This is a genomic window from Nocardia sp. CA-128927 (genome assembly GCF_050955855.1).
GTDB lineage: Bacteria > Actinomycetota > Actinomycetes > Mycobacteriales > Mycobacteriaceae > Nocardia.
In genome coordinates this window covers 10,281,228-10,308,029 of sequence record NZ_CP192087.1, presented here as the reverse complement: position 1 = coordinate 10,308,029, position 26,802 = coordinate 10,281,228, and the positions used below count along the sequence as shown (strand labels likewise).

General features: G+C 66.6%; 29 protein-coding genes. 17 read left to right on the top strand and 12 right to left on the bottom strand.

The annotated features are described in order from the left end of the window. Nucleotides 1-146 precede the first annotated feature (146 nt). Together ACQPW1_RS47865 and ACQPW1_RS47860 are read right to left on the bottom strand one after the other, a co-directional pair. Entirely contained in the window at nucleotides 147-2,723 is a 2,577-nt protein-coding gene (locus ACQPW1_RS47865) for a transglycosylase domain-containing protein (protein ID WP_433660555.1), read from the bottom strand. Nucleotides 2,724-2,976: 253 nt separating this feature from the next. Continuing rightward, the gene (locus ACQPW1_RS47860) at nucleotides 2,977-3,387 is read right to left on the bottom strand and encodes a DUF5318 domain-containing protein (protein ID WP_191093751.1); all 411 of its coding nucleotides are present in this window, start codon (nucleotides 3,385-3,387) and stop codon (nucleotides 2,977-2,979) included. A gap of 170 nt (nucleotides 3,388-3,557) precedes the next feature. Here ACQPW1_RS47860 and ACQPW1_RS47855 point away from each other — a divergent pair, with 170 nt between their 5' ends. Continuing rightward, a complete protein-coding gene (locus ACQPW1_RS47855; protein ID WP_107653374.1) occupies nucleotides 3,558-4,115 on the top strand; it encodes a PadR family transcriptional regulator in 558 nt (185 codons plus the stop codon). Further along, nucleotides 4,108-5,247 carry an inositol-3-phosphate synthase gene (locus tag ACQPW1_RS47850; protein ID WP_433660554.1) on the top strand — a complete coding sequence of 380 codons (1,140 nt, stop codon included), beginning with the start codon at nucleotides 4,108-4,110 and terminating at the stop codon, nucleotides 5,245-5,247. The genes ACQPW1_RS47855 and ACQPW1_RS47850 overlap by 8 nt, the downstream gene beginning before the upstream one ends. A gap of 88 nt (nucleotides 5,248-5,335) precedes the next feature. Here ACQPW1_RS47850 and ACQPW1_RS47845 read toward each other — a convergent pair whose 3' ends face one another. From ACQPW1_RS47845 to ACQPW1_RS47820, 6 genes are all read right to left on the bottom strand, one after another. Continuing rightward, nucleotides 5,336-5,761 (bottom strand): GyrI-like domain-containing protein, encoded by a 426-nt coding sequence (locus ACQPW1_RS47845; RefSeq protein ID WP_433660553.1) that lies wholly within the window; start codon nucleotides 5,759-5,761, stop codon nucleotides 5,336-5,338. A gap of 10 nt (nucleotides 5,762-5,771) precedes the next feature. Continuing rightward, nucleotides 5,772-6,230, bottom strand: a complete 459-nt coding sequence (locus ACQPW1_RS47840; RefSeq protein ID WP_379283369.1) for a GyrI-like domain-containing protein — start codon at nucleotides 6,228-6,230, stop codon at nucleotides 5,772-5,774. A gap of 188 nt (nucleotides 6,231-6,418) precedes the next feature. Beyond that, nucleotides 6,419-8,671: a transglycosylase domain-containing protein gene (locus tag ACQPW1_RS47835; protein ID WP_433660552.1), complete on the bottom strand. Its 2,253-nt coding sequence runs from the start codon at nucleotides 8,669-8,671 to the stop codon at nucleotides 6,419-6,421. 315 nt (nucleotides 8,672-8,986) lie between these two features. After that, complete coding sequence (locus tag ACQPW1_RS47830; protein ID WP_433660551.1) at nucleotides 8,987-9,865, bottom strand: carbohydrate ABC transporter permease; 879 nt, start codon at nucleotides 9,863-9,865, stop codon at nucleotides 8,987-8,989. Continuing rightward, nucleotides 9,865-10,887, bottom strand: coding sequence for a carbohydrate ABC transporter permease (locus tag ACQPW1_RS47825; protein WP_433660550.1), 1,023 nt, complete (start codon nucleotides 10,885-10,887; stop codon nucleotides 9,865-9,867). Before ACQPW1_RS47825 ends, ACQPW1_RS47830 begins: the two co-directional genes overlap by 1 nt. A gap of 46 nt (nucleotides 10,888-10,933) precedes the next feature. Then, nucleotides 10,934-12,235: an ABC transporter substrate-binding protein gene (locus tag ACQPW1_RS47820; RefSeq protein ID WP_433660549.1), complete on the bottom strand. Its 1,302-nt coding sequence runs from the start codon at nucleotides 12,233-12,235 to the stop codon at nucleotides 10,934-10,936. 121 nt (nucleotides 12,236-12,356) lie between these two features. Here ACQPW1_RS47820 and ACQPW1_RS47815 point away from each other — a divergent pair, with 121 nt between their 5' ends. Further along, a complete protein-coding gene (locus ACQPW1_RS47815; RefSeq protein WP_433660548.1) occupies nucleotides 12,357-13,223 on the top strand; it encodes a DUF2786 domain-containing protein in 867 nt (288 codons plus the stop codon). 97 nt (nucleotides 13,224-13,320) lie between these two features. Then, nucleotides 13,321-13,839: a TIGR04338 family metallohydrolase gene (locus ACQPW1_RS47810; protein ID WP_433660547.1), complete on the top strand. Its 519-nt coding sequence runs from the start codon at nucleotides 13,321-13,323 to the stop codon at nucleotides 13,837-13,839. Between the two features lie 135 nt (nucleotides 13,840-13,974). On the opposite strand, the gene ACQPW1_RS47805 is transcribed toward ACQPW1_RS47810, so the two are convergent. Continuing rightward, a complete protein-coding gene (locus ACQPW1_RS47805; protein ID WP_433660546.1) occupies nucleotides 13,975-14,961 on the bottom strand; it encodes an o-succinylbenzoate synthase in 987 nt (328 codons plus the stop codon). Between the two features lie 142 nt (nucleotides 14,962-15,103). On the opposite strand from ACQPW1_RS47805, the gene ACQPW1_RS47800 reads away from it, so the two are divergent. Beyond that, nucleotides 15,104-15,505: a hypothetical protein gene (locus ACQPW1_RS47800; protein ID WP_433660545.1), complete on the top strand. Its 402-nt coding sequence runs from the start codon at nucleotides 15,104-15,106 to the stop codon at nucleotides 15,503-15,505. A gap of 237 nt (nucleotides 15,506-15,742) precedes the next feature. Then, complete coding sequence (locus tag ACQPW1_RS47795) at nucleotides 15,743-16,081, top strand: hypothetical protein (RefSeq protein ID WP_433660544.1); 339 nt, start codon at nucleotides 15,743-15,745, stop codon at nucleotides 16,079-16,081. A 39-nt stretch (nucleotides 16,082-16,120) separates the two neighbouring features. Here ACQPW1_RS47795 and ACQPW1_RS47790 read toward each other — a convergent pair whose 3' ends face one another. Continuing rightward, nucleotides 16,121-17,290: a thiolase family protein gene (locus ACQPW1_RS47790; protein ID WP_433660543.1), complete on the bottom strand. Its 1,170-nt coding sequence runs from the start codon at nucleotides 17,288-17,290 to the stop codon at nucleotides 16,121-16,123. A 99-nt stretch (nucleotides 17,291-17,389) separates the two neighbouring features. Here ACQPW1_RS47790 and ACQPW1_RS47785 point away from each other — a divergent pair, with 99 nt between their 5' ends. Both ACQPW1_RS47785 and ACQPW1_RS47780 read left to right on the top strand, forming a co-directional pair. After that, nucleotides 17,390-17,911 (top strand): winged helix-turn-helix transcriptional regulator, encoded by a 522-nt coding sequence (locus tag ACQPW1_RS47785; RefSeq protein ID WP_433660542.1) that lies wholly within the window; start codon nucleotides 17,390-17,392, stop codon nucleotides 17,909-17,911. A gap of 91 nt (nucleotides 17,912-18,002) precedes the next feature. Further along, entirely contained in the window at nucleotides 18,003-18,467 is a 465-nt protein-coding gene (locus tag ACQPW1_RS47780; RefSeq protein WP_433660541.1) for a nitroreductase family deazaflavin-dependent oxidoreductase, read from the top strand. Here ACQPW1_RS47780 and ACQPW1_RS47775 read toward each other — a convergent pair. Beyond that, nucleotides 18,433-18,774 (bottom strand): winged helix-turn-helix transcriptional regulator, encoded by a 342-nt coding sequence (locus ACQPW1_RS47775; RefSeq protein WP_433660540.1) that lies wholly within the window; start codon nucleotides 18,772-18,774, stop codon nucleotides 18,433-18,435. The genes ACQPW1_RS47780 and ACQPW1_RS47775 overlap by 35 nt on opposite strands. Nucleotides 18,775-18,891: 117 nt before the next feature. On the opposite strand from ACQPW1_RS47775, the gene ACQPW1_RS47770 reads away from it, so the two are divergent. Both ACQPW1_RS47770 and ACQPW1_RS47765 read left to right on the top strand, forming a co-directional pair. Further along, nucleotides 18,892-19,494, top strand: coding sequence for a hypothetical protein (locus ACQPW1_RS47770; RefSeq protein ID WP_433660539.1), 603 nt, complete (start codon nucleotides 18,892-18,894; stop codon nucleotides 19,492-19,494). Nucleotides 19,495-19,597: 103 nt separating this feature from the next. Continuing rightward, a complete protein-coding gene (locus ACQPW1_RS47765) occupies nucleotides 19,598-19,879 on the top strand; it encodes a hypothetical protein (protein ID WP_433660538.1) in 282 nt (93 codons plus the stop codon). Between the two features lie 68 nt (nucleotides 19,880-19,947). Here ACQPW1_RS47765 and ACQPW1_RS47760 read toward each other — a convergent pair whose 3' ends face one another. After that, nucleotides 19,948-21,033 (bottom strand): ABC transporter ATP-binding protein, encoded by a 1,086-nt coding sequence (locus ACQPW1_RS47760; protein ID WP_433660537.1) that lies wholly within the window; start codon nucleotides 21,031-21,033, stop codon nucleotides 19,948-19,950. A 233-nt stretch (nucleotides 21,034-21,266) separates the two neighbouring features. Between ACQPW1_RS47760 and ACQPW1_RS47755 the strand changes: the two genes are divergently transcribed. The 7 genes from ACQPW1_RS47755 (at nucleotide 21,267) to ACQPW1_RS47725 (ending at nucleotide 26,802) form a co-directional block, all read left to right on the top strand. Beyond that, nucleotides 21,267-22,052, top strand: a complete 786-nt coding sequence (locus ACQPW1_RS47755; RefSeq protein WP_433660536.1) for an LLM class F420-dependent oxidoreductase — start codon at nucleotides 21,267-21,269, stop codon at nucleotides 22,050-22,052. A 161-nt stretch (nucleotides 22,053-22,213) separates the two neighbouring features. Beyond that, on the top strand, nucleotides 22,214-24,010 hold the full coding sequence (locus tag ACQPW1_RS47750; RefSeq protein WP_433660535.1) for an ABC transporter substrate-binding protein/permease: 1,797 nt from the start codon (nucleotides 22,214-22,216) through the stop codon (nucleotides 24,008-24,010). After that, nucleotides 24,011-24,736 carry an amino acid ABC transporter ATP-binding protein gene (locus ACQPW1_RS47745; RefSeq protein ID WP_433660534.1) on the top strand — a complete coding sequence of 242 codons (726 nt, stop codon included), beginning with the start codon at nucleotides 24,011-24,013 and terminating at the stop codon, nucleotides 24,734-24,736. 90 nt (nucleotides 24,737-24,826) lie between these two features. After that, entirely contained in the window at nucleotides 24,827-25,123 is a 297-nt protein-coding gene (locus ACQPW1_RS47740; RefSeq protein WP_433660533.1) for a hypothetical protein, read from the top strand. Between the two features lie 31 nt (nucleotides 25,124-25,154). Further along, the gene (locus ACQPW1_RS47735) at nucleotides 25,155-25,994 is read left to right on the top strand and encodes an alpha/beta fold hydrolase (RefSeq protein ID WP_433660532.1); all 840 of its coding nucleotides are present in this window, start codon (nucleotides 25,155-25,157) and stop codon (nucleotides 25,992-25,994) included. Between the two features lie 75 nt (nucleotides 25,995-26,069). Then, on the top strand, nucleotides 26,070-26,474 hold the full coding sequence (locus ACQPW1_RS47730; protein ID WP_433660531.1) for a nitroreductase family deazaflavin-dependent oxidoreductase: 405 nt from the start codon (nucleotides 26,070-26,072) through the stop codon (nucleotides 26,472-26,474). A 40-nt stretch (nucleotides 26,475-26,514) separates the two neighbouring features. After that, nucleotides 26,515-26,802, top strand: coding sequence for a type II toxin-antitoxin system Phd/YefM family antitoxin (locus ACQPW1_RS47725; protein ID WP_433660530.1), 288 nt, complete (start codon nucleotides 26,515-26,517; stop codon nucleotides 26,800-26,802).

Below are 26,802 nucleotides of genomic sequence, written 5' to 3'. Positions count from 1 at the left end.
ACCTTGAGTTCGGCTATGGGTTCGGATCGCGTCGTCCCCACTCGGCTGTGCGGGGCGGTACGCGCAGTGCGGATTACGTTTCCGCAGGGGTTTTGCCGAGCCCACGCGGCACCGTGGCACGTTGCGCCAGGTGCCGCAGGATCGGGCTATCTGCTGCGGGTTGTCGGCGGAGCTCCGGTGCTCTCACCCTGATTGGAGTATCCGTTGTTGCCTGGTCGTGGCGTACCGGTGGCACTCGGCGACGAGCCGTCGGTGGGTGCCGTCGGCTGGCCGGGGAGCGGCCCGGGGCCCTCTTCCCGCTGCGGCTGCTGCTGTGCCTGCGGGCGCGGCTGAGCTCCGGGGATCTGGATCGGGCCGAACGGGGTGTCGATCTGCGGCGGCAGCATGATCGGCGGGATCAGCGGCGGCGCCTCGGTGGTCGACGGCGGGGTGTACGGCGCGGACCACGCGGGCACACCGGCCTGTCCCTTGATCGGCGCGGGCTTCGGGAAGGTCTCGTTCTTCGTGCCTTCCAGCGCACCGTCCATGGTCGCCTTCCAGATGTCGGACGGCAGACCGGAACCGTAGATCATGCCGCCCTGGTAGTTGCGCAGCGCCGTGCTGTCGACGGCACCCACCCACACCGCGGTCGACAGGGACGGCGTGTAGCCGACCATCCAGGCGTCCTTGTTCTCGCCGGAATCGCCGAGCTGGGCGGTGCCGGTCTTGGTGGCCGACTCGCGGCCGCCCGCCAGGTTGTGGTTGCGCGACCACGCCGCGATGGGCTTCATCGCGTCGGTGACGTTGTCGGCCACCGCGGCCGAGACGCGCGACTCGCCCGCCACCTCACCGCGATCCAGCAGCACCGAACCGTCCGCCGCGACCACCTTCTGCACGAAGTGCGGTTTGTGGTAGGTGCCCGAGGCCGCCAAAGTGGCGTAGGCCGAAGCCATGTCGAGCGGGCGGGACTGATACTGGCCGAGCACGATGCCGTTGTTCGGGCCGCTGCCGTCCGGCTCGGTGAGCGACGGGCCGACGCCGGGAATGTTCTCCGGGATGCCGAGCTTGTGCGCCATGGCCGCGATCTTGCTCGGGCCGTTGCCCATGTCGATCTGCATCCGGTAGAAGCTGGTGTTCAGCGAGCGCTTCAAGGCCTCGGCGATGGTGCACGTGCCGCACGCTTCGCCTTCGACGTTGGTGATCTTGATGCCGTTGACGGTGATCGGCGAGCTGTCGTACAGCTGCGAAAGCGGAACGCCCTGTTCGAGATTCGCCGCGAGACCGAAGACCTTGAACGAGGAGCCCGGCTGCAGGCCGGCGTTGGCGTAGTCCCAGCCCTGGCCGTCTTCACCGCCGTAGTACGCGCGCACCCCACCGGTCTTCGGATCCACCGAGACGACCGCGGCGCGCAGCTTCTCCGGCTCGCCCTGCATCTTCTTCTGCGCCGCGTCGACGGCCGCCTTCTGCGCCTTCGGGTCGATCGTCGTGGTGATCGACAGGCCCGCGGTGTTCATCTGCTGCTCGCTGATGCCCTCGGCCGAAAGTTCCTTGAGCACCTGCGTTTTGATCAGGCCCTCCGGGCCGGTGTCCAGGGTCTTGTCCTTGGCCGTCGCCACCGGAACCACCGCCGGGTACTGCAGGCCCTGCCGTTCGGCCGCGGGCAGATTGCCGCCGGACACCATGCCGTCGAGCACGTAGTTCCAACGGGTCTTCGCGCCCTCGGGGTTCTTCTCCGGGTCCAGGCCGGACGGCTGCTGGATGGTGGCGGCGAGCACCGCGCCCTCGGCGGCGGTCAGTTCGGTCACTGGCTTGCCGAAGTAGGCCTTGGCCGCCGCGTCGATGCCGTAGGCGCCACGACCGAAGTAGATGGTGTTCAGGTACGCGGTGAGGATCTCGTCCTTGCTCCACTGGCGCGCCATCTTGGCCGAGATGACCAGCTCACGCAACTTTCGGGTGAGCGAGCGTTCGTCACCGACCAGGGCGTTCTTCACGTACTGCTGGGTGATCGTGGAACCACCACCGGCGCTCTCCTTGCCGAGGACGTTGTCCCTGGCGGCGCGTGCGAAGCCGGAGATCGAGAAGCCGGGGTTGGAGTAGAAGTCCCGGTCCTCGGCGGCGATCACCGCGTTGCGGACGTGCGCCGGGATCTGCTCGATCGTGACGTCGGTCCGGTTGCCTTCCGGCGGAACGACTTTGCTGATCACCGATTCGCCGTCGGTGGCCAGAATGGTCGCGACCTGATTGGTTTTGAGGTCACCGGGCTTGGGTACCGAAACAGTCGTGTAGGCGATGAGGAACACGCCGCTGGGTATCAGGATCGCCATGGCCATCATCACGTAGATGACCCGGCGCACGATCCGCCACGGCGATTTCTTCTTCGCGCCGGGCTTGCGCTTGCCCGGGCCGGAACCGTCGCCGCCGCTACCACCGTTGCGGCGCGGGGGTGGGCCGGACGGCGGTCCACCCGCGGTCTGCCTGCGTTCGCCGGTGCCGTTGCCGGGATCGCCGACGCGGCGGGCCCGTTCGGCGGGCCGGGGGCCGGTGGGCGGACCACCACGCCTGCCGCGCTCGGCGACCGTTTCGCTCAGCGAGTTCCGCTCGATCTTCTGGGTCGCACCCGCGCCGGGCGGCGGGGCCGGGTTCGGTCGTCCCTGGGGCGGCCGCTGCTGCGGCGGGGGCGGACCCGGACGCCGCTGCGGCTGCGGGCCACGGAGCTCACCCGGATAGGGCGCGGGGCGCTGCACCGGCGGCGGGCCGGGTCGGCCAGGGGGCGGGCCCGGCGGGCGTGGGTTCTGATACGGATTGGGACCAGGCTGTGAACTCCCTGGAGGACGGCCGCCATGCGGTTCATCGCCGTAGGGGGAAGTCTCGTAGGGCGAATTCACTGACAAGATCTCCATAACTCGTAACGTTGCGGATGGCTCGGGGCGGTCATGTCGACCGCGGCGGACACGTAGTGGCTCCGCGAGTCACCCGACGGGCAGATGACCAGGCACTTCATTCGGCTGCGGTGCGCCGGGTCCCGGTGCGACGCCGCGTTGGCGCCGGCGTGGTACCGAGGACGTAGGACTGCACCAGATGATTCCAGCTGCAGCTGCGGCATACCTCGACGACATGGACCGAGAACTCCTCACGAGTCTCGGCGAGGCGTGTCAGCTCCTCTGGTGTGCGAGCCGACCCCGCCACCGGTCCGAGACCGTCGCCGTAGACCCAAGATACAAGCGTGAGTTGTTCTTTCCGGCAGATCGGGCATGTGACCTCGCTCCCCCGACCGTGGAACTTCGCCGCACGCAGCAGGTAGGGATTCGCATCACATACCGAGGCGACATCGACGCGGCCCGCATACACGTCAGCCAGCAACGACCGACGCCGAAGGGCGTAGTCGACCACTTGCCGCTGGATTCGCACGAGAACCAGAGTAGCGGTGTTGCCGAGGGGCCGCCCTGGCTCAGGGGTATGAGATGCCCGGTAGATCCCCTCTTATATCGACCAGGCCTGTGCACGGTTATATCGGTCCGATATAGTTTGGAGTCGCATCCATCGGTTAGGTCTGTACACAGTCAGGGAGGTGAAGCCCGGTGCTCGAGCTGGCAATTCTCGGGCTGCTCCTCGAATCGCCCATGCACGGTTACGAGCTGCGCAAGCGGCTCACCGGCCTGCTCGGCGCGTTTCGGGCCTTCTCCTACGGGTCGCTCTATCCCACGCTGCGCCGCATGCAGTCGGACGGGTTGATCGCCGAGGAGATTCCGGCGGGCGTGGTCACGCGCCGTGCTCGTCGCGTCTACCAACTGACTCCGGCGGGCCGCGAGCGGTTCAGTGAACTACTCGCCGATACCGGACCGCAGAACTACACCGACGACGGCTTCGGCGTTCACCTCGCCTTCTTCAGCCGCACCCCCGCGACCGCGCGGATGCGGATCCTGGAGGGCAGGCGACGCCAGGTCGAGGAGCGCCGAGAAGGACTCCGGGAGGCGATCAAGAAGGCCAGCGGGTCACTCGATCGCTATACCCGGCAGCTCCACCAGCTCGGACTCGAATCAAGCGAGCGCGAAGTGCGCTGGCTCAACGAGTTGATTGCGGCGGAGCAATCGACGAAGGCGGCACCACAGAAAGAGGGAAATATCGGCCATGAGTGATGACAAGAAGGCTGACAACGCCACTGTTCTACCCACCCCGTCGGCTGCGCCTCCTACCAGCCCCCAGGTTCGCGTCGCCATCGTAGGTGTGGGTAACTGCGCTTCCTCGCTGGTCCAGGGTGTGCAGTACTACAAGGACGCGGACGAGACCGCGACCGTGCCCGGTCTCATGCACGTCAAGTTCGGCAAGTACCACGTCCGGGACGTGAAGTTCGTCGCCGCGTTCGACGTCGACGCGAAGAAGGTCGGTTTCGATCTCGCCGAGGCCATCTTCGCCAGCGAGAACAACACCATCAAGATCTCCGACGTGCCGCCGAGCGACGTTGTCGTGCAACGCGGTCCGACCCTCGACGGCATCGGCAAGTACTACGCCGAGACCATCGACCTGTCCGAGGCCGAGCCGGTCGACGTGGTCAAGGTGCTGAAGGACAACAACGTCGACGTCCTCGTCTCCTACCTGCCGGTGGGTTCGGAGGAGGCGGACAAGTTCTACGCACAGTGCGCCATCGACGCGAACGTCGCCTTCGTCAACGCGCTGCCGGTGTTCATCGCCTCCGACCCGGTGTGGGCCGAGAAGTTCACCAAGGCAGGCGTTCCCATCGTCGGTGACGACATCAAGAGCCAGGTCGGCGCGACCATCACGCACCGCGTCATGGCCAAGCTGTTCGAGGATCGCGGTGTGCAGCTGGACCGCACCATGCAGCTGAACGTCGGCGGCAACATGGACTTCAAGAACATGCTGGAGCGCGAGCGCCTGGAGTCGAAGAAGATCTCCAAGACTCAGGCCGTCACCAGCAACCTGAAGAAGGAAATGGGCGCCAAGGACGTGCACATCGGCCCGTCCGATCACGTCGGCTGGCTGGACGACCGCAAGTGGGCCTACGTCCGGCTCGAGGGCCGCGCCTTCGGCGACGTGCCGCTGAGCCTGGAGTACAAGCTCGAGGTGTGGGACTCGCCGAACTCGGCGGGCATCATCATCGACGCGGTCCGCGCGGCGAAGATCGCCAAGGACCGCGGCATCGGCGGACCGGTCATCCCGGCCTCGGCCTACCTGATGAAGTCCCCGCCCAAGCAGCTCGCGGACGACATCGCGCGCACCCAGCTGGAAGCGTTCATCATCGGCGCCGACTAGTTCGGTAGCGCTGAGCAGTCCTGACAGCGAATGAGCCGGGCCCCACGAACTTTCGTGGGGCCCGGCTCATTTCGCGTGCCGGCGGGGATCAGTCGAGCGAGACGTAGACCTCGACCGAAGTCGGTCCGGTGTAGCGCTCGATCTCCGCGGTGTGCGATCGGGTGATGGTTCCGGCGCTCTCCGCCTTACGGACCTGAGCCCACGCGGTGCGGAGCAGGTCGTAGGGCTTGTCGGAGACGACGAACTTGGCGTAGCGGCCGTGCGGGACGCGGGTGAGCACGTCGCCCTCGTCCATCTCGTCCATCGAGGCCACCTCGTAGCCGAGCACGGCGACGGCGTGGTCGTTCTGGCCGATGTAGGCGGCCACTCGCGGCACGCTCTTCTCCCGCGCCAGGTAGCGGTCCCAGGTGAAGTTGACCAGGTCGAGGTCGCGCGCGGTGACCTCGCGTCCGGCTAGCGGGACGGTCAGTCCGGCGACCAGGCTTTCGTCCAACGTGACAATCTCGAAGTCCACAGTGTTGTTCCTACCCGTCGACTTGATCGTCTGCCAGCGCTACGAACACTTCGGCCGTGCGCGCGTCGGGATAATGCTCCCAATCGCCGGTGTAGGCGCGCACGAATCGCCCTGCGGCCTCGGCGTCCCACACCGAACGCCAGATATGCACGATGGTGTCGCCCAGGTTGTCACCGCTGGCGATGAATCGGGCGAATTTGCCCGCGGGCACCCGTGCCAGTACGTCTCCGGGCAATAAGTCGTCCACGCCGCGGCAGCGGTAGCCGACGATATGGGTCAGATATGAATTGATTTCCGGCGCGTGGTCGACGTACGCGGTCGTCGGCGGCCCGGGCAGTTGGCGGGCCAGGTTGCGCTTCCACGCCTCTTCGACTTTCGCGCGGCGCGGTCCTTCGACCGCGAGCGCTGGGCTGCGAAGTACTGTTCCCGCCACCAGCGTCTCGGGTTGGTCAACGACATTGAAATCCACCGGCGTAGCCCCTATGTCTCGTCTGTCTCCAATTGGCGGCGTCGTCGCTCGAGCGCATATCCTTCCGCATCGATCCCGCGGCGTCGGCGTCGGCCTTGTCCGACACACTCGCTGTTCGCTCTCACTCTGGCAAACGATGCTGCCATGTCATCCGTTCCCCTGGGTGCAGGAAGGTCACAGCATCATCGCTATCCAGGCACCGGGATGGTCAGTCCGGGAAAAATTTCCACTTCCTTAGGTTGCTGCGGTGCCGGCGGGATGATGACGACCGGTTCTCGCGGCGGTCCCGGCGGCGGATTCAGGATGTCGTAGGTGCCGCCCGACGGCTTGCTCGCGGACGGCGGGGTGACCGCTGCCGCGGCTGCGGGGGCAGCCGGGAACTGCTCGACGGGGGTGCCGTCGAGCGCGCCGTCCATCACCTGTTTCCAGATGTCGGCGGGCAGGCCGGACCCGTAGATGTCGGCGCCGCGCGCGGTGTGGATGGGCTGCGACTGTTCGGTGCCGATCCAGACCGCCGTGGACAGCGACGGAGTGAAGCCGATCATCCAGGCGTCCTTGTTCAGCTTGGACTCGCCGAGCTGGGTGGTGCCGGTCTTCGCCGCGGAGGGTCGGCCACCGGCGAGCGCGTGTCCGTTGGAGTACGCGGCGATCGGTGTCATTGCCTGCGTGGTGTTCTCGGCGATCGCGCGGGGGATGCGCTGCTGTCCGGGGGGCAGCTGCTTGCCGGTCTGTTCGTCGGGCGCGCCGCGGTCGAGCAGCACCCGCCCGTCGCCGGTCACCACGCGCTGCACGAAATACGGCTGGTGATAGACGCCGGACGCGCCGATCGTCGCGTACGCGGACGCCATGTCGATAGGCCGAACGAGGTACTGCCCCAGCACGATTCCGTTCAGCGGTCGCCCGCCGTCCTCGGTCAGCGTCTTGCCGACGACGCCGGGGATCTCCTCCGGAATGCCCGCCGCGTGCGCCGCGTCGGCAATTGCCTTGGGCCCGTCGAACATCGACATGGTCATCCGGTAGAAGCTCGTGTTGAGCGAGCGCTTCAGCGCCTCGGCCATGCTGCACCGGCCGCACGTCTCGCCGTCCACGTTGGTGATCTTGGTGCCGCGGTCGGTGACCGGTGAACTGTCCAGCATGCGGTTCAACGGGATGCTCTGCTGCTGCGCGGCGACCACCGCGAAGGGCTTGAACGCCGACCCGGTCTGCAGCGGCGCCTGGGCGTAGTCGTAGCCGATGCCGTCGGTGCCGCCGAAGTAGGCGCGTACCGCGCCGGAACGCGGGTCGATCGACACGATCGCGGCGCGCAACTCCGGCGGCTGCCCGCCGAGCCGGTCGCGCACCGCGTCGAGCACGGCCTGCTGTGCCTTCGCGTCGATCGTGGTGGTGATCTGCAGCGCGCCGGTGTCCAGCTCGTGTTCGCTGATGCCGGACGAGCGCAGTTCGCGGACCACCTGGGACCGGATCAGGCCCTCGGGGCCGCGGGCCACATTGTCGTCGGGGATCTCGTTGAGCGGGATGATCGACGGGAAGACGGTGGCGTCCCGGTTGCCCGGCGAGAGGACGCCCATCTCGACCATGCCGTCCAGCACATACTTCCAGCGCGCGGTCAGGTCGGGCAGGTGCGTTTTCGGGTCGAGGATCGACGGGGTGCGCACGAGCGCGGCGAGCACCGCGCCCTCGGCCAGGGTCAGCTGGTTGACCGGCTTGTTGAAGTAGGCCCTGGTCGCCGCGGCGATGCCGTAGGAGCCGCGGCCGTAGTAGATGGTGTTGAGGTAGGCGGCGAGGATGTCGTCTTTGCTCCACTGCCGCGCCATCTTGGCCGCGATGACCAGCTCGCGCATCTTCCTGGTGAGCGTGCGCTCCGAGCCGAGGAAGGCGTTCTTCACGTACTGCTGGGTGATGGTGGAGCCGCCGCCCGCGTTGTCCCGCCCGAGCATGTTGTCGCGGGCGGCGCGCAGGAAGCCGGAGGTCGAGTAGCCGGGGTTGGTGTAGAAGTTGCGGTCCTCGGCGGAGAGCATCGCGTCGCGGACCGGCTGCGGCACCTCGGCCAGCGGGATCGGGCTCCGATTGCCGTTGGGCGGTACGACTTTCGCGATCACCGTGCTGCCGTCGGAGGCGAGGACGTTCGCGATCTGATTGGTCTGCACCGAATCCGGATCGGGGATCTCCGCGCTCCAGTAGACGAGCACGAACAGCAGTGTTGGCACCGCGCCGAAGATGATGAACAGGGCGAGCACCAGGCGGCGGAAGCGTTCGCCGCGGGTGCGCGGCGGGTGATTCGGATCGGGGGTCGGCCGCGGCGATTTCGGTTCCTTGGTCGCGCGGGCGTGTCGCCTGCCGCGAGCCGGAACTGTCTCGAGTTCGTTGAAGCCTGCGATCGAGGCGTAGGGCGCGGGCTCAGGCCTGCTCCGTGCGGCGCGCTTCTTGCGAAACGAACTCACGACTGTGCCTCGCTGACGCGCGGCTCAGCCGCATTGCAAACCTGCTGGCGCTCGCTCACGACTGCGCCTCGCTGACGCTCGGCTTCGTCGTGCGCTCGTGCGCGCTGCATCCTTGGTTCACTCGCTGGCGCTCGCTCACGATCATCTCCTCCCGGAGCGTCGGCCGAAACTCACCTGCACGAACAACGATCGGAACTGGCCCCCCACGGGCACGACTTTACTCGCGCCGTGGGTGACCCGCGATGCTATCACCGCGCCGGGACGGCACACCGGTATTCCAGCTATTGCCGGAAAAACGCGCCCTGAGCGGGGTTTCTAGCTCTTGACGCCACCGGCGGTGAGGCCGGAGATGATGCGACGCTGGAACAGCAGCACCATGATGACCAGTGGGATCGACACCATGACGCCCGCGGCCATGATCGCGGCGTACGGCTCGACCAGCGGGTTGTTGCCGGAGAAGCGGGCGACCGCGACGGTCACCGGTTCGGTGCTGCCGCTGGAAAGCAGTCGGGCCAACAGGTATTCGTTGACCGCGGCGATGAAGGCGAGGATCGCGGTGGTGAATACCGCGGGCGCCGCCAGCGGCAGCATCACCAGCCGGAATGCCTGCAGTTTGGTGGCGCCGTCGATCCGCGCGGCCTCCTCGAGTTCCCAGGGGAGCTCGGAGAAGAACGAGGCGAGGATGTAGACGGTCATCGGCAGTACGAACGAGATGTTCGGGATGATCATCGCCTGGTACTTGCCGATCCAGCCGATGTTGGTGAACAGCTGGAACAATGGGGTGACCAGCACGACCACCGGGAACATCGACGCGCTCAGGATCAGCCCGGACACCAGGTACTTGCCGCGGAAGGTGAGTCGCGCCAAGGCATACGCGGCGAGCACGCCGAGTACCAGCGCGACCAGCGTGGTAACCGAGCCGATGATCACGCTGTTGAGCAGCGCCTTGCCGAAGTTGTTGCCGCGGCTGGTGTCGAAGGCGTTGCGGAAGTTCTCGAAGGTGAGGTGCGTCGGCCACGGCGTGCTGTCGAAGGTATAGGCCGGATCGCGGAACGCGGTGACGGTCATCCAGTAGAACGGCCCGAGGCCCCACACCAGCACGATCGCGACACCCAGGTAGAGCCGCACCGACTTGAGTCGCTGCGCCCACGAAACGGTTTGTGCGGCAGGCTTTTCCGTCGTCCGAACAGACATCAGTGCGCCTCCCGCTGTTCTTCCTGAGTGCGGACTGCGTTGGCGCCCAACACCTTCACCAGTACGAAGGCCACCGCGAAGATCATCAGGAAGGTGATCGTCGACAGTGCGGCCGCGCTGTTCGGACCCTGCCGGACCTGATCGACCACTAGGATCGACACCACCCGGGTGGACGGGTTGCTCAGCGTCATGATCGCGGGCAGGTCGTACATCCGCAGCGCGTCCATCGTCCGGAACAGCACCGCGACCAGCAGCGCGGGCTTGAGCAGCGGCAGCGTGATCTGAGTGAACCGCTGCCAGGCCGAGGCGCCGTCGACCTTCGCCGCCTCGTACACGTCGGCCGGGATCACCTGCAGACCGGCGAGCAGCAGCAGCGCCATGAACGGCGTCGTCTTCCACACGTCGGCGGCGATCACCGCGAACCGCGCGGGCCACGCGTCGGAGGTCCACAGGATGTGCGTGCCGAGTACCCGGTTCACCACCCCGTCGTACTGGAACATGAACTCCCACAACCGCGCGGTAACCGCGGTCGGGATCGCCCACGGAATCAGCACCGCGGCGCGCAGCAGCGCACGTCCCTTGAACGTCTTGCCCATCACCATGGCGAAGCCGAGGCCGAGCGTGGCCTCCAGCGTCACCGTGATCACGGTGAAGAACAGCGTGACGAGAATGGCCGCCCAGAACTGCGAACCGAGGTTGCCGGTCGGGCAGCTGACCGTCTCGCCGCCCGCCTGGCACTGCTGCAGCAGCCAGTGCGTGTAGTTCGAGATGCCCGCGCTGCCGCCCTCGACGAACATGCCCGTCGCCGGGTCGAGGCCCGAATCCTTCTGGAAGGACATCCATAGCGCCCGGATCACCGGATAGCCGATGACTACGGCCAGCGCCAGTAGTACCGGCGTGACGAACAGCCAGGCTTTGCCGGAGCGCCGCATTTCCAATGCCAGGGTCTCGCCGAGGCCACGCTTGCGTGGCAGGAATTCGTCACTCGGCACAGTACTGGCCGCTCCCGAAGGATCCGACACCGTTTCTCTCTCCTACGGGTCTCGTCGGGTCCGTTGCGCTATCCGCTTACGATCCCGCGGTCTCGATGCCCTTTTGCATCCCGATGATCGCGTCGTCGACGGACTTGTTCTGCTTGAGCGCAGCATATGCGTTGTCCTGGATGGCTTTCGACACCGCAGGGTAGAACGGCGTGACCGGACGCGGCACCGCGCTGGCGATGGAATCCTTGAGCGCGGGCAGGTACGGCATCTTCGCGATCAACGCCGGGTCGTCGTACATCGAGGCGCGCACCGAGGGCAGCGCACCCGAGGCGACGATGTGCTGGGCATCCTCGCTGATCAGGAAGCGCAGGAAGTCCAGCGCGGTGGCCTTGTTCTTGGAGTACGAGCTGATCGCCGCGTTGTAGCCGCCGAGCGTGGACGCGCCGACGCCGTTCTCGCCGGGCAGCGGGGCGACACCGAACTTGTCCTTCACCGAGGAGGCGTCGCCGCCGACGTCACCGTAGGTGGACGGCCACGAACGCAGGAACATGAGCTTGCCCTGCGCGAACGCGTTGCTGCTCTCCGGCTCCTTGAAGGTGATCGCTTCCTGCGGGATGTTGCCGTCCTTGTAGGCGTCGACCAGAACCTTGAGTCCGGCGCGGGCCTGCGGGCTGTTCACCGTCGGGCTCTTGCCGTCGGCGCCGACGAAGCTGCCGCCGTAGGCGTTGATCACCTCGGCCGCGTTCACCGTCAGGCCCTCGTAGGGTGCGAACTGTCCGGCGTAGCAGCCGATGTTCTGTTCCTTGGCGACTGTGCACTGGGACAGCAACTCGGTCCACGTCTTGGGCGGGGTGGGCACCAGGTCCTTGCGGTAGAACAGCAGGCCGCCGTTGGTGTTTCGGGGCGCCGCGTACAGCGTGTTGTTGTAGGTGGCGCTGGCGACCGGCGGGGAGAGCAGCGCGGAGGTGTCGATGGCGAAGGAATCCTTCAGTGGCTGGATCCAGCCCTTCGCGGCGAACTCGGCGGTCCACGGCACGTCCAGGGCGACCACGTCGTAGGTGGACTGCTTGGACCGCATGTGCTCGACCAGGTCGTCGTACTGCTGCGAGGCGTCGTTCGACTGTTCCTTGAACGTCACCTGCTCGTCCGGGTGCGACGCGTTCCAGCGCTCGATGAGCTGCTTGACCGCACCGGTCTCGGTGGTGTCCTTGCCCTCGACGTAGGTGATCGGCCCGCGCCCGCTGAGGTTCTGGCTCGTCGGACTCCCGCCGCTGTCGCTGGAGCAGGAGCTGGTGAACGTCGCCGTCAGCAGCGCTACCGAGACGGCCGCCATCGCGGCCTTCGGTACGAGCGACGTACGTAGGGACGACACCTTTTTCACAGCCATCGCGGACACTCCAAGTCGATCGTGAGCATTAGCACACCCTGCCGGTTGCACAACGCAAGATACATGGTGGGGGAGTGACTCGGGGGATTGTGGCGGGAAGTCCTCGCTACTCTGGCGTGTGATGACATCGCCGAACCCGGTTCCCGAGCGGATGCTGACACGCATCGGTGGGCTGCTGCGCCAGGCCGAATCCACCGACAACGAGCACGAAGCCGAGGCGTTTCTCGCCGCGGCCCAGCGGCTTGCGACCAGATCGTCCATCGATCTGACGGTGGCGCGGGCACACATCGCGGGACGTGAGCGCAGGCCGACGCCGATTCAGCGGATCATTCCGATCGGCGAGCCGGGCAAGCGCGGACTGCGCACCTACGTCCAGCTGTTCGTCGCGATCGCGCACGCCAACGATGTGCGCTGCGATGTCGCTCGCACCTCGACCCAGGTGTACGCCTACGGTTTCGATTCCGATATCGACACCTGCGAGGCGCTGTACGCGAGTCTGCTCGTGCAGATGGTGCGTGCATCGGACCAATACATCAAGTCCGGGCAGTATCGCTCGGCGACGGTGGAGAAGGTCGTTACCGAAAAGCGCTGGGGGCGCAAGGTGCAACGGCGCGTGCAGGCCCCTGTCGCGGGTGTGACGGCGCGACTGAACTTCCAGATGGCGTTCGCCGCGCGGATCGGGCAGCGGCTGGCCGCGGTGAAGGCGGAGGTCGAAGCGGAGATCGTGCCCGCCGACGGCCCGGCGGCAGGCACCGCGCTCGCGTTGCGCAACAAGGAGATCGAGCTCACCGACTTCTACACCAGCACTTCCGAAGCGCGCGGGACGTGGAGTGGACCGCAGGCCTCGGCCGGGCATTCGGCGGCGGCGCGGCGGGCAGGGGACCGGGCGGGTAAGGCGGCTCGGCTGGGCACCTCGCCCGAACTCGGCGCGGCGCGTGGGCAATTGACGACGCGGAAGTCGCGCGGCTCGAACAACGGGTCAGCGTGAGTGCATGCCGGGTCGGTGGCAGCCAGGCTGCGGCGTGTCTCTGTCCGGGCGCGCGGGTGAGCGCTGACTACGGTCGCGTACGCGCCGTTCGTGGACGATGCTCGTGAGCGTGCGAGATACGCAGCGCGCCAAGGTATACGACGCCGAGCAGTTGGTGCGTGGGATGTTCGACCGCGCCGATGAGCACGGCAGCCGCACCGTCGAGCTGTACGGTTCGCACATCACGTTGCCGATCGAACGGCGTTTTGCCTCGGTCGATTCGGTGCAGAGTTATGCGGACAAGGTTCTTGCGCTCAATTGGGTTCGTGCTCAATGGGATCGCGCTGGCACATCGGTACGCGTCCGGTCCCGCGCGGGAGCGACTGCCGCCCACTACGAGGCCACCGACGCCGTCCTCGCCGTACCGCTGCATACCGGCGGCACCGCATGGGCGTTGCGCGAACTCGTGGTGCTGCACGAAATGGCGCATCATCTCGAGTCGGACCCCGGCTCGGTCGCGCCGCACGGGCCCGAATTCTGTACCCGATACCTGGAATTGGTCGACGGCATCATCGGCCCGGAAGCCGCCCTCGTGCTGCGCGCGACAATGCTGGGCTGCGGCGTCCGCCTGGGCTAACCGCGCCTCACCACGATCCGCACTCTTTCTCGGGATCTGCACTCTCTTTAGGCCGCAGAGGGGGTGCAAGTCCCGAGAAAGAGTGCGGCTGTGCATACGCTGCCGACTACGGGAGCTGCTGGGGCGGCGGCAGGGTCAGGGTGCGGTCGGCGATGACTCGATCAGCTCGAGGACGCGCTCGAGTCGGTTTCGCCACCATGTCGCCCGGTCGGGATCGCGCTGTCGGTACTGCTCGATGAGAGCGGGATCGGGTTGCGGTGCTGTTCTCGGCACGGACAGATATCCATCGACCGGGCGCAGGGAATCGGCCACCACATCGCCGGTGAGCAGCGACAATGTGCCCAGCCCGCAGGCGAAGTCGAGTTCCGGCAGGGCCCCGGCGAGGGCGAGTTGCGCGGCCAGGCCGACGCTGGTTTCCAGGGCCGAGGAAACCACGCAGGGCAGACCGGCGGCTTCGGCCACGCGCAGCGCGCGGCGGACTCCGCCCAGCGGAGTGCATTTCAACACCGCGATGTCGGCGGCACCTGCGACGGCGACCCGGAGCGGGTCCTCTGCGCGGCGGATGGATTCGTCGGCGGCGATGCGGACATCGACGCGGCGGCGGACCGCGGCCAGCTCCTCGATGGTTCGGCACGGCTGCTCGACGTACTCCAAACCGCCTGCGGCCTTGTCGATTCGGGTGATGTGCGCGACGGCGGTCTCGACATCCCAGACCGCGTTCGCGTCCACCCGGACGGCGCCGCTCGGGCCGAGCGCGTCGCGCACCGCCTCGACCCGGGCGAGATCCTCGGCGAGCGAATCGGGATGATCGGCGACCTTCACCTTCGCGGTGCCGCAGCCCGACCCTGCGACGATCGCGTGCGCACGTTCCGGATCGACCGCGGGCACCGTGCAGTTGATCGGAATCCGATCGCGCACCGGTTCCGGCCATCCGACCGTCACCTGTTCGAGCGCGGTGGCCAGCCAGCCTGCCGCCTCCCGGTCGTCGTACTCGGTGAACGGACAGAAGTCGCCCCACCCGAGCGGGCCTCGGATCAGCATCCCCTCGCGCACGGTGATGCCACGGAACCTGGTGCGCATCGGGATCGCGTAGACGATGCTCTCAACAGCGTGATCGGTCATCGCCGCCCAGCTTAACGGGCGTCGCTCGGTTCTGACTTTGCCTCGGCCACGGTCGCCTGACCAGCCGTTTGCCGAATTCTCCCCATGCGGTCTGAGTAGTTTTGCGGTCCTCCACCCGACGCTCGACGGCGATGCTGAATACATGACCTACTACCCGACAACGCAGCAGCAGTGGCAGCAGCAGCCGCAATGGCAACAGCCGACGCCGCAGCCGCAACAGCGGACCTGGGACCTGGTCCTCACCATCGTGCTGTACTCCTGCGCCGCACTGCTAGGCCTACTCGCCGCCTACGCCACGGTCTTCTTCGCGTTCGCCGCCGACGCGTGCGGCGCGAACAACTGCAACGACAGCTACCTCGGCGCCGCCTTCATCGTCTCCTGGGGCGGCACCGCCCTCGCCCTGGTCGGCTCCCTGATCATGATCATCGTGGCCGGACTGGAGCGCTGGTACATGTGGTATTGGCCGGTACTGGCCGCGGTGCTGATCGTCGCCTCATTCTTCGGCGGTGTAGCCCTGGCCTCCCAGGTCTACACCGGCCCCTGAGCCACCAGGTTCGCGAAGTTCGCGCGCGCCCTGGACGCAGGCCCGCCGCGCACGAATTGTATTGCCGCGCATGGAATCGTCAGCTAGTTCGCGCGCGGTGCGCGAATTCGTGCGCGTGGAACAGATCGCTGTACCGCTCAGGTGTTGGCTGCTGTGCATGGACCGTCGGCGACTTGGGGGTGGCGGCCCGGTTTGTGCGCGTGCTGCGGAGTGGTTCCGAGCAGGTCATCCTTGGGTATGGCGTGGGAACGGCGAGACGGGTTGCCGAATCTGTTACGCGCGGTGTTCGGTTCGCTGATCACCGTCGCATTCGCCTGGTTCATCGCGTCTTTCGTGCCGCTGTACGAGATCGTCGCGCGGGACGACGAGGACGGTGGGGCCTGGCGATATCTGTCGATTGCGCAGGTCATCGGCTGGGGAGGCATTGCGGCGTCGGTCATCTGGGCGGCTTGGCTGATGGTGACGAAAGCGCGAGCCCGTCGGCCGATCGCCTGGACGCCGCTGATCGCGGTGCCGTTGATCATCGAATCGTGGGTGGCCGGATTCCTGATCGCGCTGGTACTCGCGGCGATCTGACGCGGTACCCACCCGAGATGGGCACCGCGTCGGCTCGTATCAGAGGCGTTCGAGAATCATCGCGTTCGACAAACCGCCTGCCTCACACATGGTTTGCAGACCGTAGCGGGCGCCGCGATCCTGCATTGCGTGCACCAGCGTGGTGGCCAGGCGAGAACCGGAGGCGCCGAGCGGGTGCCCGATGGCGATCGCGCCGCCGTTGACGTTCACCTTGGCGAGGTCGGCGCCGGTCTCCTGGGCCCAGGCGAGCACGACCGGCGAGAACGCCTCGTTCACCTCGAACAGATCGATGTCGGAGATCTGGAGTCCCGCGCGCTGCAACACCTTTCGGGTCGCCGGGATCACGGCGGTGAGCATCAGCAGCGGGTCGTCACCGACCACGGCGAAGCTGTGCAGCCGGGCCAGCGGCTTCAGTCCGAGCTCCTTCGCGCGCTCGCTGGTCATGATCAGCACCGCGGCGCTACCGTCGCTGACCTGGCTCGCGCTGGCCGCGGTGATCTCCCAGCCGATCTGCGGGAAGCGGGCGGCCATCGCCTCGTCGTAGTAGGCGGGGCGCAGCTTGGCGAGAGTGTCGAGGGTGCTGCCGACCCGGATGCCCTCGTCGGTGGTGAGCCCGTTGATCGGCGCGAGCTCGTTGGCGAACAGGCCGTTCTTCGTTGCCAGCGCGGCCTTTTCGTGGCTGCCGAGCGCGAACTCGTCGAGCTGGGTACGGGTCAGACCCCACTTGGCGGCGATCAGTTCGGCGCTGATCCCTTGCGGCACCAGGCCTTCCGGGTAACGCGCGGCGAAGCCGACACCGGAAACATCCTCGGAGCCGATCAGGTTGGCGCCCATCGGGATCCGCCCCATCGATTCGACACCGGCGGCCACGACGATGTCGTAGGCCCCGGAGATGACGCCCTGGGCGGCGAAGTGGATGGCCTGCTGGCTGCTGCCGCACTGCCGGTCCACCGTGGTCGCGGGGACGGATTCGGGATATCCGGCGGCCAGTGCCGCGCGCCGGGTCATATTGGCGCCCTGCTCGCCGACCTGGGTGACGATGCCACCGATCACATCGTCGATGAGCACCGGATCGATGCCGCTGCGGTCCACCACTTCGCGCAGGCTGTGCGCGAGCAGATCCACCGCGTTGACGTCGTGTAGTGCACCGTTCGGCTTGCCCTTGCCGATCGGCGTGCGTACCGCTTCGACAATTACCGCGTCTCTCATCGTGCTTCCTTTCGGACCGAGAACCGGGCGGCCTTGCCTGGCTCTATCAGCGCATAGTCAGGTTACACCTGGCAATAGTCGAGAGAAGTCAGCAGGGCTATGATGTTGGTCATGGCAGCAGTGATGGAAGGACCGTTGGCCGATCTGAGCTCGTGGCAGCCCACCGATTGCTCGATCGCCAAGGCGATCGAACTGGTCGGCACCCGCTCGGTCGTCCTCATCCTGCGCGAGGCCTACTACGGCACCACCCGCTTCGACGGCTTCGCCCAGCGCATCGGCATCACCGACGCCGCGGCCGCCACCCAACTCCGCAAACTCACCGAAGCGGGCCTGCTCACCAAGCAGCCCTATCAGGAACAGGGCCAACGCACCCGAAACGAATACGTCCTCACCCCCATGGGCCGTGACCTACTCCCCGTAGTCCTAGCCCTCATGCAATGGGGCGACACCTACCTCCAACCCGGCCCACCCCCACTCCTGCTCGTCGAAGAATCCACCGGCTCCCCCGTCCGCGTCCAAGTCCGCAGCGACACCGGCCACGAAATCCCCCTCGAACAACTAGCCGTCCGCCTCAACGACGACTACCTCGACAGCGTGCGCGCTCGCAAAACGAAGCGCTGAAACACCCACTCTCGACGATGTCGAGAATGGCGGATCGGCTCCGTCCTAGGGGAAATGCGGCCGCCCTGGCCGCGTGCCGAAGGAGGAGACCATGGCCGTCGCCGAAGATCTGGACAGCGCTATCGACTCGCAGTGGGATTGGGTTGCCGAACAGACCCGCGCCTACTTGGCCTCGGGCGGCACCGAGGGACACGAGAACGACGGGGTGCGCATGCTGGTGCTTGCCACGACCGGACGTAAGTCCGGGCAGGCGCGCCGCAACTGCCTGATCTACGGGCGTTCGGGTGACGATCTCGTTGTCGTCGCCTCCAACGCCGGGGCCGACCATGACCCGGCTTGGTTCAAGAATCTCCTGACCAACCCGAGCGTCGGCGTGCAGGCGGGCACCCACCGATTCACCGCCCACACCCGGGTCGCCTCCGCGGCCGAGCGCGCACCCCTCTGGACCCAGATGGCTCAGATCTTCCCGCTCTACGACGAGTACACGCAGAAGACCGACCGCACGATCCCGATCGTCCTGCTCACTCCGGGAACCATCGGTTTGCCCATCGGCTGAGGGCGGCGACGGCCTCCTGTAGGTCGCGGCCCATTTCGGTGAGCTGGTATTCGACGCATACCGGGGTCTCGTCGTAGACGGTTCGGGAGATGATGCCCGCAGCCTCGAGTTCGCGGAGGCGGGTGGCGAGCATGCTGTCGGTGAGGTCGGGGATGGCTCGCCTGATCTGGACGAAATGCTTTGCGCCGAGCAGTAATTCGCGCAGGATGACGCCGTTCCAGCGTTTGCCGATCAGCTCTACGCCGCGGTGGTAGCTCGTGCAGAAACCCGGTCGCAGGTCGGGGTGCGCCACCGCTGCTTCGTCCATTTTCCGACGGTAACACGGATCGAGTATTGACTCGCGAGTTGGTAGTCACTATAAATTTCATAGTGGCTCCTCGGGTCGGGATGGATCGGAGCCGGCACAACAGAGTTGGAGATGGACATGGATACCGTCGACCACAAGAAGATCTTCCGCGCGGCCCGGGAGGACGAGGCCAACACGACCTACGAGCTGCTGCCGCTCGATGTCAATCAGGTGCTCGCCGATCGGTACGAATTGGCGAGTCCGCTGGCCTTCACTCGAACCATGCTGTGGGACATGGAGACTCGCAAGGCCCGCCGTCCGGACGTCTACCTCCCCTACGTCGTCACGGGCGGCACGCAATCCTGGGGCGAGGGGGATGTCTTCGTGCGGAAATCCCGGCAGCGACTGTGGCTGCGACCGGAAGCGGACGGGCTGGTCCTCGAACAGACCCACCTCGACCATGCGAACCGGGTCGTCACCTTCATCGGCGCGGCCGAATTGCCCGGCCCCACAGGCGAACTCTTGCACGCCGGCACCGAACAGCCGATCTTTCATGTCGAGCACGGAGCCGCGGGCACCGAGGAACGACCGCTGAACACCTGGCGGATCGTGCACCTGACCGAAACCCCCGACTCGCGCTTCGCCGAGGTCTTCGACCGGATCGCGGCCGACCCGTATCTCCCGGCATTCCTGGAGATCTACATCCGCGACGTGCTGGAGATCGGACTTACGCGCCGCTGAAAGCATCTGACGGCCAAAGCGCAGTCGATGTCACAGGTGCGGGACCTGTGTCGTCTTCTCTATAGCGGCGGATCATCGCGAGCACAGAGGTTGGGAGCAGGAAATGGTTAGTGCGACGGAAAGTGTTGTGGTGCAGGGAGAGTCGGTGGAGCAGGTCGGTGTGGACAAGGCTGACGCGCATCCGGCGAAGTGGAAGTTCTGGGTGCTGACCCTGGTTGGGCTTTACCCGATGCTCACCGTGTTGGTGACGGTCACGGCGCCGCTGCTGGAACCGCTTCCGACACCGTTGCGGTTGGCGTGCATCTTGCCGGTGGCGGTGGCCGCGATGGTGTGGGGGATCATGCCGCTGCTGACCCGGTGCTTCGCCGGGTGGTTGGCGCGCTGACCTGTGGCAGGTCGAGAAACGAACGAGCCCGGTCCGCAAAGGACCGGGCTCGTAGTGATCGGGGCCGCTCAGTGCAGGCGGCGGCCGTCCTCGGCGGAGAAGAAGTAGGTGTGCTGGGGGTCGGTGGAGAGGCGGACGCGGTTGCCCTTGGCGGGCGGGTTGCGCCAATCCGCGCGCGCCACAATGGTTTCGCCCGCAGCGTTGCCTTCGGAGGTGGTGCGGCCGTAGATGTAGGCGTCGGAGCCGAGCTCCTCGACCACGTCGACCTCCATCTCGATCCCGGCACCCGTTCCGTTGCCGAGTTCGAAGTGCTCGGGGCGGATGCCGACCGACACCGAACTCTCGCCCGCGTCGACGACCGAGCGGGGCAGCGGCAGCACATGTCCGCCGAGCGACACGGATCCGTTGGACACCGGCAGCGTGAACAGGTTCATCGCGGGCGAGCCCATGAAGCCGGCGACGAACACGTTGACCGGGTCCTGGTACAGGTCGCGCGGGGTCGCGCACTGTTGCAGCAGACCGTCTTTGAGCACCGCGACGCGATCACCCATGGTCATCGCCTCGACCTGGTCGTGCGTGACGTACACGGTGGTGGTGCCGAGCCTGCGCTGCAACTGCGCGATCTGGGTGCGGGTCTGCACGCGCAGCTTCGCGTCCAGGTTGGACAGCGGCTCGTCCATCAGGAACACCTGCGGCTGGCGCACGATCGCCCGGCCCATCGCGACGCGCTGGCGCTGACCGCCGGACAGTGCCTTCGGCTTGCGATCCAGGTACGGCTCCAGGTCCAGCAGCTGCGCCGCCTCGAGCACCCGCTTCTGCGTCTCCGCCTTGGCGACCTTGGCCAGCTTCAGCGCGAAGCCCATGTTCTCGGCGACGGTCATGTGCGGGTAGAGCGCGTAATTCTGGAACACCATCGCGATATCGCGTTCCTTGGGCTCGGCGTGCGTCACGTCGTTGGACCCGATCAGGATGCGCCCGTCGCTGACGTCCTCCAGGCCGGCCAGCATGCGCAGCGAGGTCGATTTTCCGCAGCCCGAGGGGCCGACGAGAACAAGGAATTCGCCGTCTTCGATTTCCAGATTCAACTGGTCGACAGCGGGTTTGGTGGATCCCGGGTAGAGCCGGGTAGCGCGGTCGAAGGTCACCGTAGCCATGGCAAATCACATCCCATTCACCGGCAGGAACGTGCCGGACGATCCGAGTAAGGGTTGACCGGCGACTTTACTATGTCTGCGCGATTAGTGCTCGAAATGCGCGAGTTCGCGCGCGAAGTGCGGATGGCGCAACGCCGCTCGGCCGCGGATCGGATTGCCGAGAGGCCCGGCCGGGCATCGGCCGCGCCGGTAGCCTCGATCGGGGGACCAATCCGGACGACGAGGAGAGTTTCATGACCCGATCGGTTCGTATCGGAGTTCAGCTACAGCCGCAGCACGCGCCCGAGTACGGGCTCATCCGCGACGCGGTACTGCGGTCCGAGGACGCGGGCGTCGACGTCGTCTTCAACTGGGACCACTTCTATCCGCTCAGCGGCGACCCCGACGGCGCCCACTTCGAATGCTGGACCATGCTCGGCGCTATCGCCGAGCAGACCGAGCGGGTGGAGATCGGCGCGCTGGTCACCGGCGGCGGCTACCGCAACCCGGACCTGCTCGCCGACATGGCGCGCACCGTGGACCACATCAGCGACGGCCGCCTCATCCTCGGCATCGGCGCGGGCTGGTTCGAGAAGGACTACGACGAATACGGCTACGAGTTCGGCACTCCCGGCACCAGGCTCGCCCTGCTGAAGGAGAACCTGGCCCGGCTCAGCGCGCGCCTGAAGAAGCTGAACCCGCAGCCGACCCGCGAGATCCCGATCCTGATCGGCGGCGGTGGCGAGAAGAAGACGCTGCGCCTGGTCGCCGAGTACGCGCACATGTGGCACACCTTCGCCGACCTCGACTCGCTCGCGCACAAGAACAAGGTGCTCGCCGACCACTGCGCCGCGGTCGGCACCGACGAATCGCGGATCGAGCGCTCGGTCCAGTGGCCGGGGGTCGAGAAGGCGTCGGCCCTCGTCGAGGCCGGTGTTTCGCTGTTCACCGTCGGCGTCAGCGGTCCCGAATACAACCTGAGCGAGGTCGAGCGAGCGATCCGCTGGCGCGACGAGGTGAACCCCGCGCGCCCGGCCTGACCTGAATTGCCGACCGGGGGCGTGCCCCGCTAACGCCTGATTCGGATCACGCTGATCCGAACTCTGTCGCCGCTGGTCCGACTTGTCGCATTCCAGGTGGCGCAACGTCGGCGGCGGGGTAGCTGCGAGTTAACACTTGGTCGCGGCTAGGGTTTCTCATCATGGCTGGTCTGCCCGCTGTGCGGTCTCGTGCGTTGATCGCCGTGATATTGCTTGCTGTCGGTCTCGCGGCCACGGCGTGTGGTTCCGGCTCCGATGATTCGTCCTCGGAACGCAACCTGTGTTCCCCGCCGGGGGTGAGTGCGGCGTCGGCCGCGCCGACGAACCTGGCGTCCGCGCAGACCGCGGGAGCGGACAAGTACACGACGGCGACCACCGCCCCGGTGGCCTCGATCGACACCTCGAAGCTCGGTCTGATCACGCCGGGCAAGATCAGCGTCGGCACGCTGTCGGACGCGCCGCCGAGCATCTGCGTGAACGGACAGGGTTCGTTCACCGGCTTCGACAACGAGCTGCTGCGGGCCGTCGCCACGAAACTCGGCCTGCAGGTGGAGTTCTCGGGCACCGAGTTCGCCGGCCTGCTCGCCCAAGTGGCGGGTAACCGCTTCGACGTCGGCTCGTCGAGCATCACCACCACCGACGCGCGCCGTCAGCTGGTCGGCTTCACCAACGGCTACGACTTCGGCTACTTCTCCCTCGTCGCCCCGAACAGCAGTGGCATCAAGGGCTTTTCGGACCTGAACCGCGGTACCAGGATCGCGGTCGTGCAGGGCACGGTGCAGGACGAGTACGTGATCAACACGCTGCACCTGGACCCGGTGAAGTTCCCCGACTACAACACCGCCTACGCCAACCTGAAGTCCGGCCAGGTCGACGCCTGGGTGGCCCCGTCGGCGCAGGCCGACGGCGCGATCAAGCCGGGCGACGGAACGGCGGTGGTGCAGAACACCTTCAGCCTGGACAACTTCGTCGGCTGGGCGGTCGCCAAGACCAACCAGCCGCTGACCGACGCGCTCAACAGTGGCCTCGACGCGGTCATCGCGGACGGCACCTACGCCAAGCTCTACAGCGACTGGGTGCCCAGGGAGCTGCCGCCGGGCTGGAAGCCTGGCTCGAAAGCGGCACAGCTGCCGCAATTCCCGGACTTCGCCGCCCTTGCCGCGGCACACAAACCGGCCGACACCACGGTGGTCGCGCCGAAATCCACGCTGCAACAGCTGAAGGACACGTTCTTCGACTGGTCGTTGTACCGCAAGGCTTTTCCCGACCTGTTCAAGACCGGCCTGCCGAATACCCTGATCCTCGCGGTGGTTTCGGGTGTGCTCGGCACCATCCTCGGCATGCTGCTGGCGGTCGCGGGCATCGCCAGGACCCGCTGGTTGCGCTGGCCCGCCCGGGTGTACACCGACATCTTCCGCGGCCTGCCCGCGGTGGTGATCATCCTGCTGATCGGCCTCGGCATCGGCCCGGTGGTGCGCAACGTGACCGGCAGCAACCCATACTGGCTCGGCGCGGTAGCGCTGGCATTGCTGGCCTCGGCCTACATCGGCGAGATCTTCCGCTCGGGCATCCAGTCCGTCGAAGCAGGTCAGCTGGAGGCGGCCCGGGCCATCGGCTTCGGCTACCGGCAGGCAATGACGCTGGTAGTGATCCCGCAGGGCGTCCGGCGGGTGCTGCCCGCGCTGATGAACCAGTTCATCGCGCTGATCAAAGACTCGTCGCTGATCTACTTCCTCGGCCTGCTCGCCACCCAGCGCGAGCTGTTCGCGGTCGGCCGTGACCTCAACGCGCAGACCGGCAACCTGTCCCCGCTGGTCGCCGCCGGCCTGGTCTACCTGCTGCTGACCATCCCGCTCACCCACCTGGTGAACTACATCGACCGCCGCATGCGCACCGGCAGGCCGGACCGGCCGATCGACCCGGTCGAGACCGCCACGATCACGGAAGGGCGCGGATAGATGAGTGCCTCCCTCACCGGAACCGGACTGCACCTGAAGCTCGGGCACAACCACGTGCTGCGCGGCATCGACATCCACGTCGACGCGGGCAAGACCACTACGGTCATCGGCCCGTCCGGCTCCGGCAAGTCGACGCTGCTGCGCGTGCTCAACCGGCTGCACGAGCCGGACCAGGGCGACGTGCTGCTCGACGGCAAGTCGGTGCTCACCGAGGACCCGGACAAGCTGCGTCAGCGCATCGGCATGGTGTTCCAGCACTTCAACCTGTTCCCGCACAAGAGCGTCGCCGACAATGTCTCGCTCGGCCCGCGCAAGCTGCGCGGTCTGTCCAAGGACGAGGCGCGCGCGGTCGCGGCGGAGCAGCTGGAGATCGTCGGGTTGTCCGACAAGCTCGACACCCGGCCCGCGAACCTGTCCGGTGGCCAGCAGCAGCGGGTCGCCATCGCCCGCGCCCTGGCCATGAAGCCGGAGGTGATGTTCTTCGACGAGGCCACCTCGGCGCTGGACCCGGAGCTGGTCAAGGGCGTGCTCGCGCTCATGGCCGACCTGGCCTCGGGTGGTATGTCGATGATCGTGGTGACCCACGAGATGGGCTTCGCGCGCACGGTCTCCGACAGCGTCGTCTTCATGGACGAGGGGCAGGTCGTCGAGACGGGCACGCCCGACGCGCTGTTCGACAACGCCGAGACGCCGCGCCTGCAGCGGTTCCTTTCCCAGGTGCTGTAGCGCACCCTTAGTTAATTCTATTAATGCGCATCTGTTAATGTGTCTGCGCTCACATATCCATCTGCCCACGCTTGGAAAGAGGGAGATCTGATGACAACGGCACATATGCAGCACACCGCGCACGACCACGCACACGGCCCTGACTGCGGGCACGCGGTGATCGAACACGGTGACCACGTCGACTACGCACACGACGGCCACCTGCACCGCGAACACGACGGCCACTACGACGAGTGCGAGCCGCAGGGCCACGCCGAACACAGCGATCACGCACACGAGCACGGCCCCGACTGCGGCCACGACACCGTCCAGCACGGTGACCACGTCGACTACGTGCACGACGGCCACCGCCACGCCGCTCATGACGGGCACTACGACGAGCACTGAATGGTCGGTGTGAGGTTCTAGAGTCGACCCCGTGATCGAGGCGATAAAGATTCCTACCGCTGCGGGGACATTCGATGTGCTGTCCAGCGGGGAGCCCGGGGGACGGGAAGTCCTGCTGCTGCACGGCTTTCCGGAGGCGGCCATCGAGTGGGAGTTCCAGCTCCACGCGCTCGGTGGCGGTGGGTGCCACGTTGTAGCGCCTGATCAGCGGGGCTATTCGCCCGGTGTGCGGCCGGACCAGGTCGCCGACTATCGGCTCGACGAACTGGTCGGCGACGTCGTCGCGATCGCCGACGAATTGGGTTGGCAGCGCTTCGATCTGGTCGGGCACGACTGGGGGGCTCATGTCGGATGGGCGGCAGCGGCGGACATTCCGGAACGGATCCGCAGTTTCACCGCGGTGTCGCTGCCGCACCCCGCCGCGTTCCTGCGGGCGATGACCGAGGACGAGGACCAAGCGCAACGGTCGCAATACTTCTCACTGCTCCGCGAACCGCGGGTGGCCGAGCGGGCACTGCTCATGGACAACGGCGCCGGGCTCCGGAAGATCTTCGAATGGAAGATCCCGGAGGAACGCATCGACGAGTACGTCCACCGCCTTTCGCAGCCGGAGGCGCTGACGGCGGCCCTGAACTGGTACCGGGCCATGCACCTGTCCGGGCCGACCGGACCGTCGTCGGTGCCGACGCTGTACGTGTGGAGCACCGAGGACAGCACCATCGGCTCCACCGCGGCCCTGGCCACCGAAAAGCACGTGACCGGACCCTATCGATTCGAAATGCTCGAGGAAGTGTCGCACTGGATCCCCGAGCAGGCGCCCGAGGAATTGACCCGCCTGATCATGCAGCACCTACTCGCCTACCGCAGCTGAGGCCGCCGTTCCCCTGACACAGCACCCGCCGTGGTGAATTGTGGAGAAGAACGTCTACGCATCGGAGGCGAGCTCATGGACGTCAAAGAAATCAACCGGAAAACCATCACCCAATTCCGCGCGGGCGGCGAGATCGAGGGCATGCACCGCGAGAAACTCGTACTGCTCACCACCATCGGCCGCAGTACCGGCAACCCGTACACCACGCCGATGATGTTCCATCGCGACGGCGACCGGCTGCTGGTCATCGCCTCGAACATCGGCGCACCCAACCATCCGGATTGGTATCAGAACCTGGTGCTGAATCCCGAGGTGACAGTCGAAGTCGGCGACGAAACCTATGATGCCGTCGCCACCCCGCTCACCGGCGTCGAACGCGACCACATGTGGACCATGTTGAAGCAGCTCTATCCGTTTTTCGCGGACCACGAAACCAAAACCGATCGCACAATTCCGGTCGTTTCGCTAACAAGACGGTGAAGCCCCGATCCAAAAGGGCACACCGCTCCGAATGCGGAACATGCCCAACACGAACACACGCAATCTCCACGAGCTGTCCGCGGACATCACCGCCGTAGTCCGCGACGTAATAGCGACCGGTGACGACGCCGTCATCACCGATGACGGCACCGAAGTCGCGGTCATCATGTCGATGGCCGACTACGACCGCCTGCACCTCTACGCCGAATTGGCGGACGCGGCGCGCCCCGGCTACGCGGGCGCGACCGAATTCCGGGCCATGTCCATCTCGGAGATGCTCGATGTCCTCGGCGTGCACCCCACGGTGGACCGCGGGCTCCGTGGCTGA

Coding starts and splice junctions, on each gene's coding strand:
- ACQPW1_RS47850 (WP_433660554.1), top strand. CDS start 4,108: ATGAGTGATGACAAGAAGGCTGACAACGCCACTGTTCTACCCACCCCG.
- ACQPW1_RS47830 (WP_433660551.1), bottom strand. CDS start 9,865: ATGTCTGTTCGGACGACGGAAAAGCCTGCCGCACAAACCGTTTCGTGG.
- ACQPW1_RS47820 (WP_433660549.1), bottom strand. CDS start 12,235: ATGGCTGTGAAAAAGGTGTCGTCCCTACGTACGTCGCTCGTACCGAAG.
- ACQPW1_RS47815 (WP_433660548.1), top strand. CDS start 12,357: ATGACATCGCCGAACCCGGTTCCCGAGCGGATGCTGACACGCATCGGT.
- ACQPW1_RS47810 (WP_433660547.1), top strand. CDS start 13,321: ATGCTCGTGAGCGTGCGAGATACGCAGCGCGCCAAGGTATACGACGCC.
- ACQPW1_RS47805 (WP_433660546.1), bottom strand. CDS start 14,961: ATGACCGATCACGCTGTTGAGAGCATCGTCTACGCGATCCCGATGCGC.
- ACQPW1_RS47800 (WP_433660545.1), top strand. CDS start 15,104: ATGACCTACTACCCGACAACGCAGCAGCAGTGGCAGCAGCAGCCGCAA.
- ACQPW1_RS47795 (WP_433660544.1), top strand. CDS start 15,743: ATGGCGTGGGAACGGCGAGACGGGTTGCCGAATCTGTTACGCGCGGTG.
- ACQPW1_RS47790 (WP_433660543.1), bottom strand. CDS start 17,290: ATGAGAGACGCGGTAATTGTCGAAGCGGTACGCACGCCGATCGGCAAG.
- ACQPW1_RS47785 (WP_433660542.1), top strand. CDS start 17,390: ATGATGTTGGTCATGGCAGCAGTGATGGAAGGACCGTTGGCCGATCTG.
- ACQPW1_RS47780 (WP_433660541.1), top strand. CDS start 18,003: ATGGCCGTCGCCGAAGATCTGGACAGCGCTATCGACTCGCAGTGGGAT.
- ACQPW1_RS47775 (WP_433660540.1), bottom strand. CDS start 18,774: ATGGACGAAGCAGCGGTGGCGCACCCCGACCTGCGACCGGGTTTCTGC.
- ACQPW1_RS47770 (WP_433660539.1), top strand. CDS start 18,892: ATGGATACCGTCGACCACAAGAAGATCTTCCGCGCGGCCCGGGAGGAC.
- ACQPW1_RS47765 (WP_433660538.1), top strand. CDS start 19,598: ATGGTTAGTGCGACGGAAAGTGTTGTGGTGCAGGGAGAGTCGGTGGAG.
- ACQPW1_RS47760 (WP_433660537.1), bottom strand. CDS start 21,033: ATGGCTACGGTGACCTTCGACCGCGCTACCCGGCTCTACCCGGGATCC.
- ACQPW1_RS47755 (WP_433660536.1), top strand. CDS start 21,267: ATGACCCGATCGGTTCGTATCGGAGTTCAGCTACAGCCGCAGCACGCG.
- ACQPW1_RS47750 (WP_433660535.1), top strand. CDS start 22,214: ATGGCTGGTCTGCCCGCTGTGCGGTCTCGTGCGTTGATCGCCGTGATA.
- ACQPW1_RS47745 (WP_433660534.1), top strand. CDS start 24,011: ATGAGTGCCTCCCTCACCGGAACCGGACTGCACCTGAAGCTCGGGCAC.
- ACQPW1_RS47740 (WP_433660533.1), top strand. CDS start 24,827: ATGACAACGGCACATATGCAGCACACCGCGCACGACCACGCACACGGC.
- ACQPW1_RS47730 (WP_433660531.1), top strand. CDS start 26,070: ATGGACGTCAAAGAAATCAACCGGAAAACCATCACCCAATTCCGCGCG.
- ACQPW1_RS47725 (WP_433660530.1), top strand. CDS start 26,515: ATGCCCAACACGAACACACGCAATCTCCACGAGCTGTCCGCGGACATC.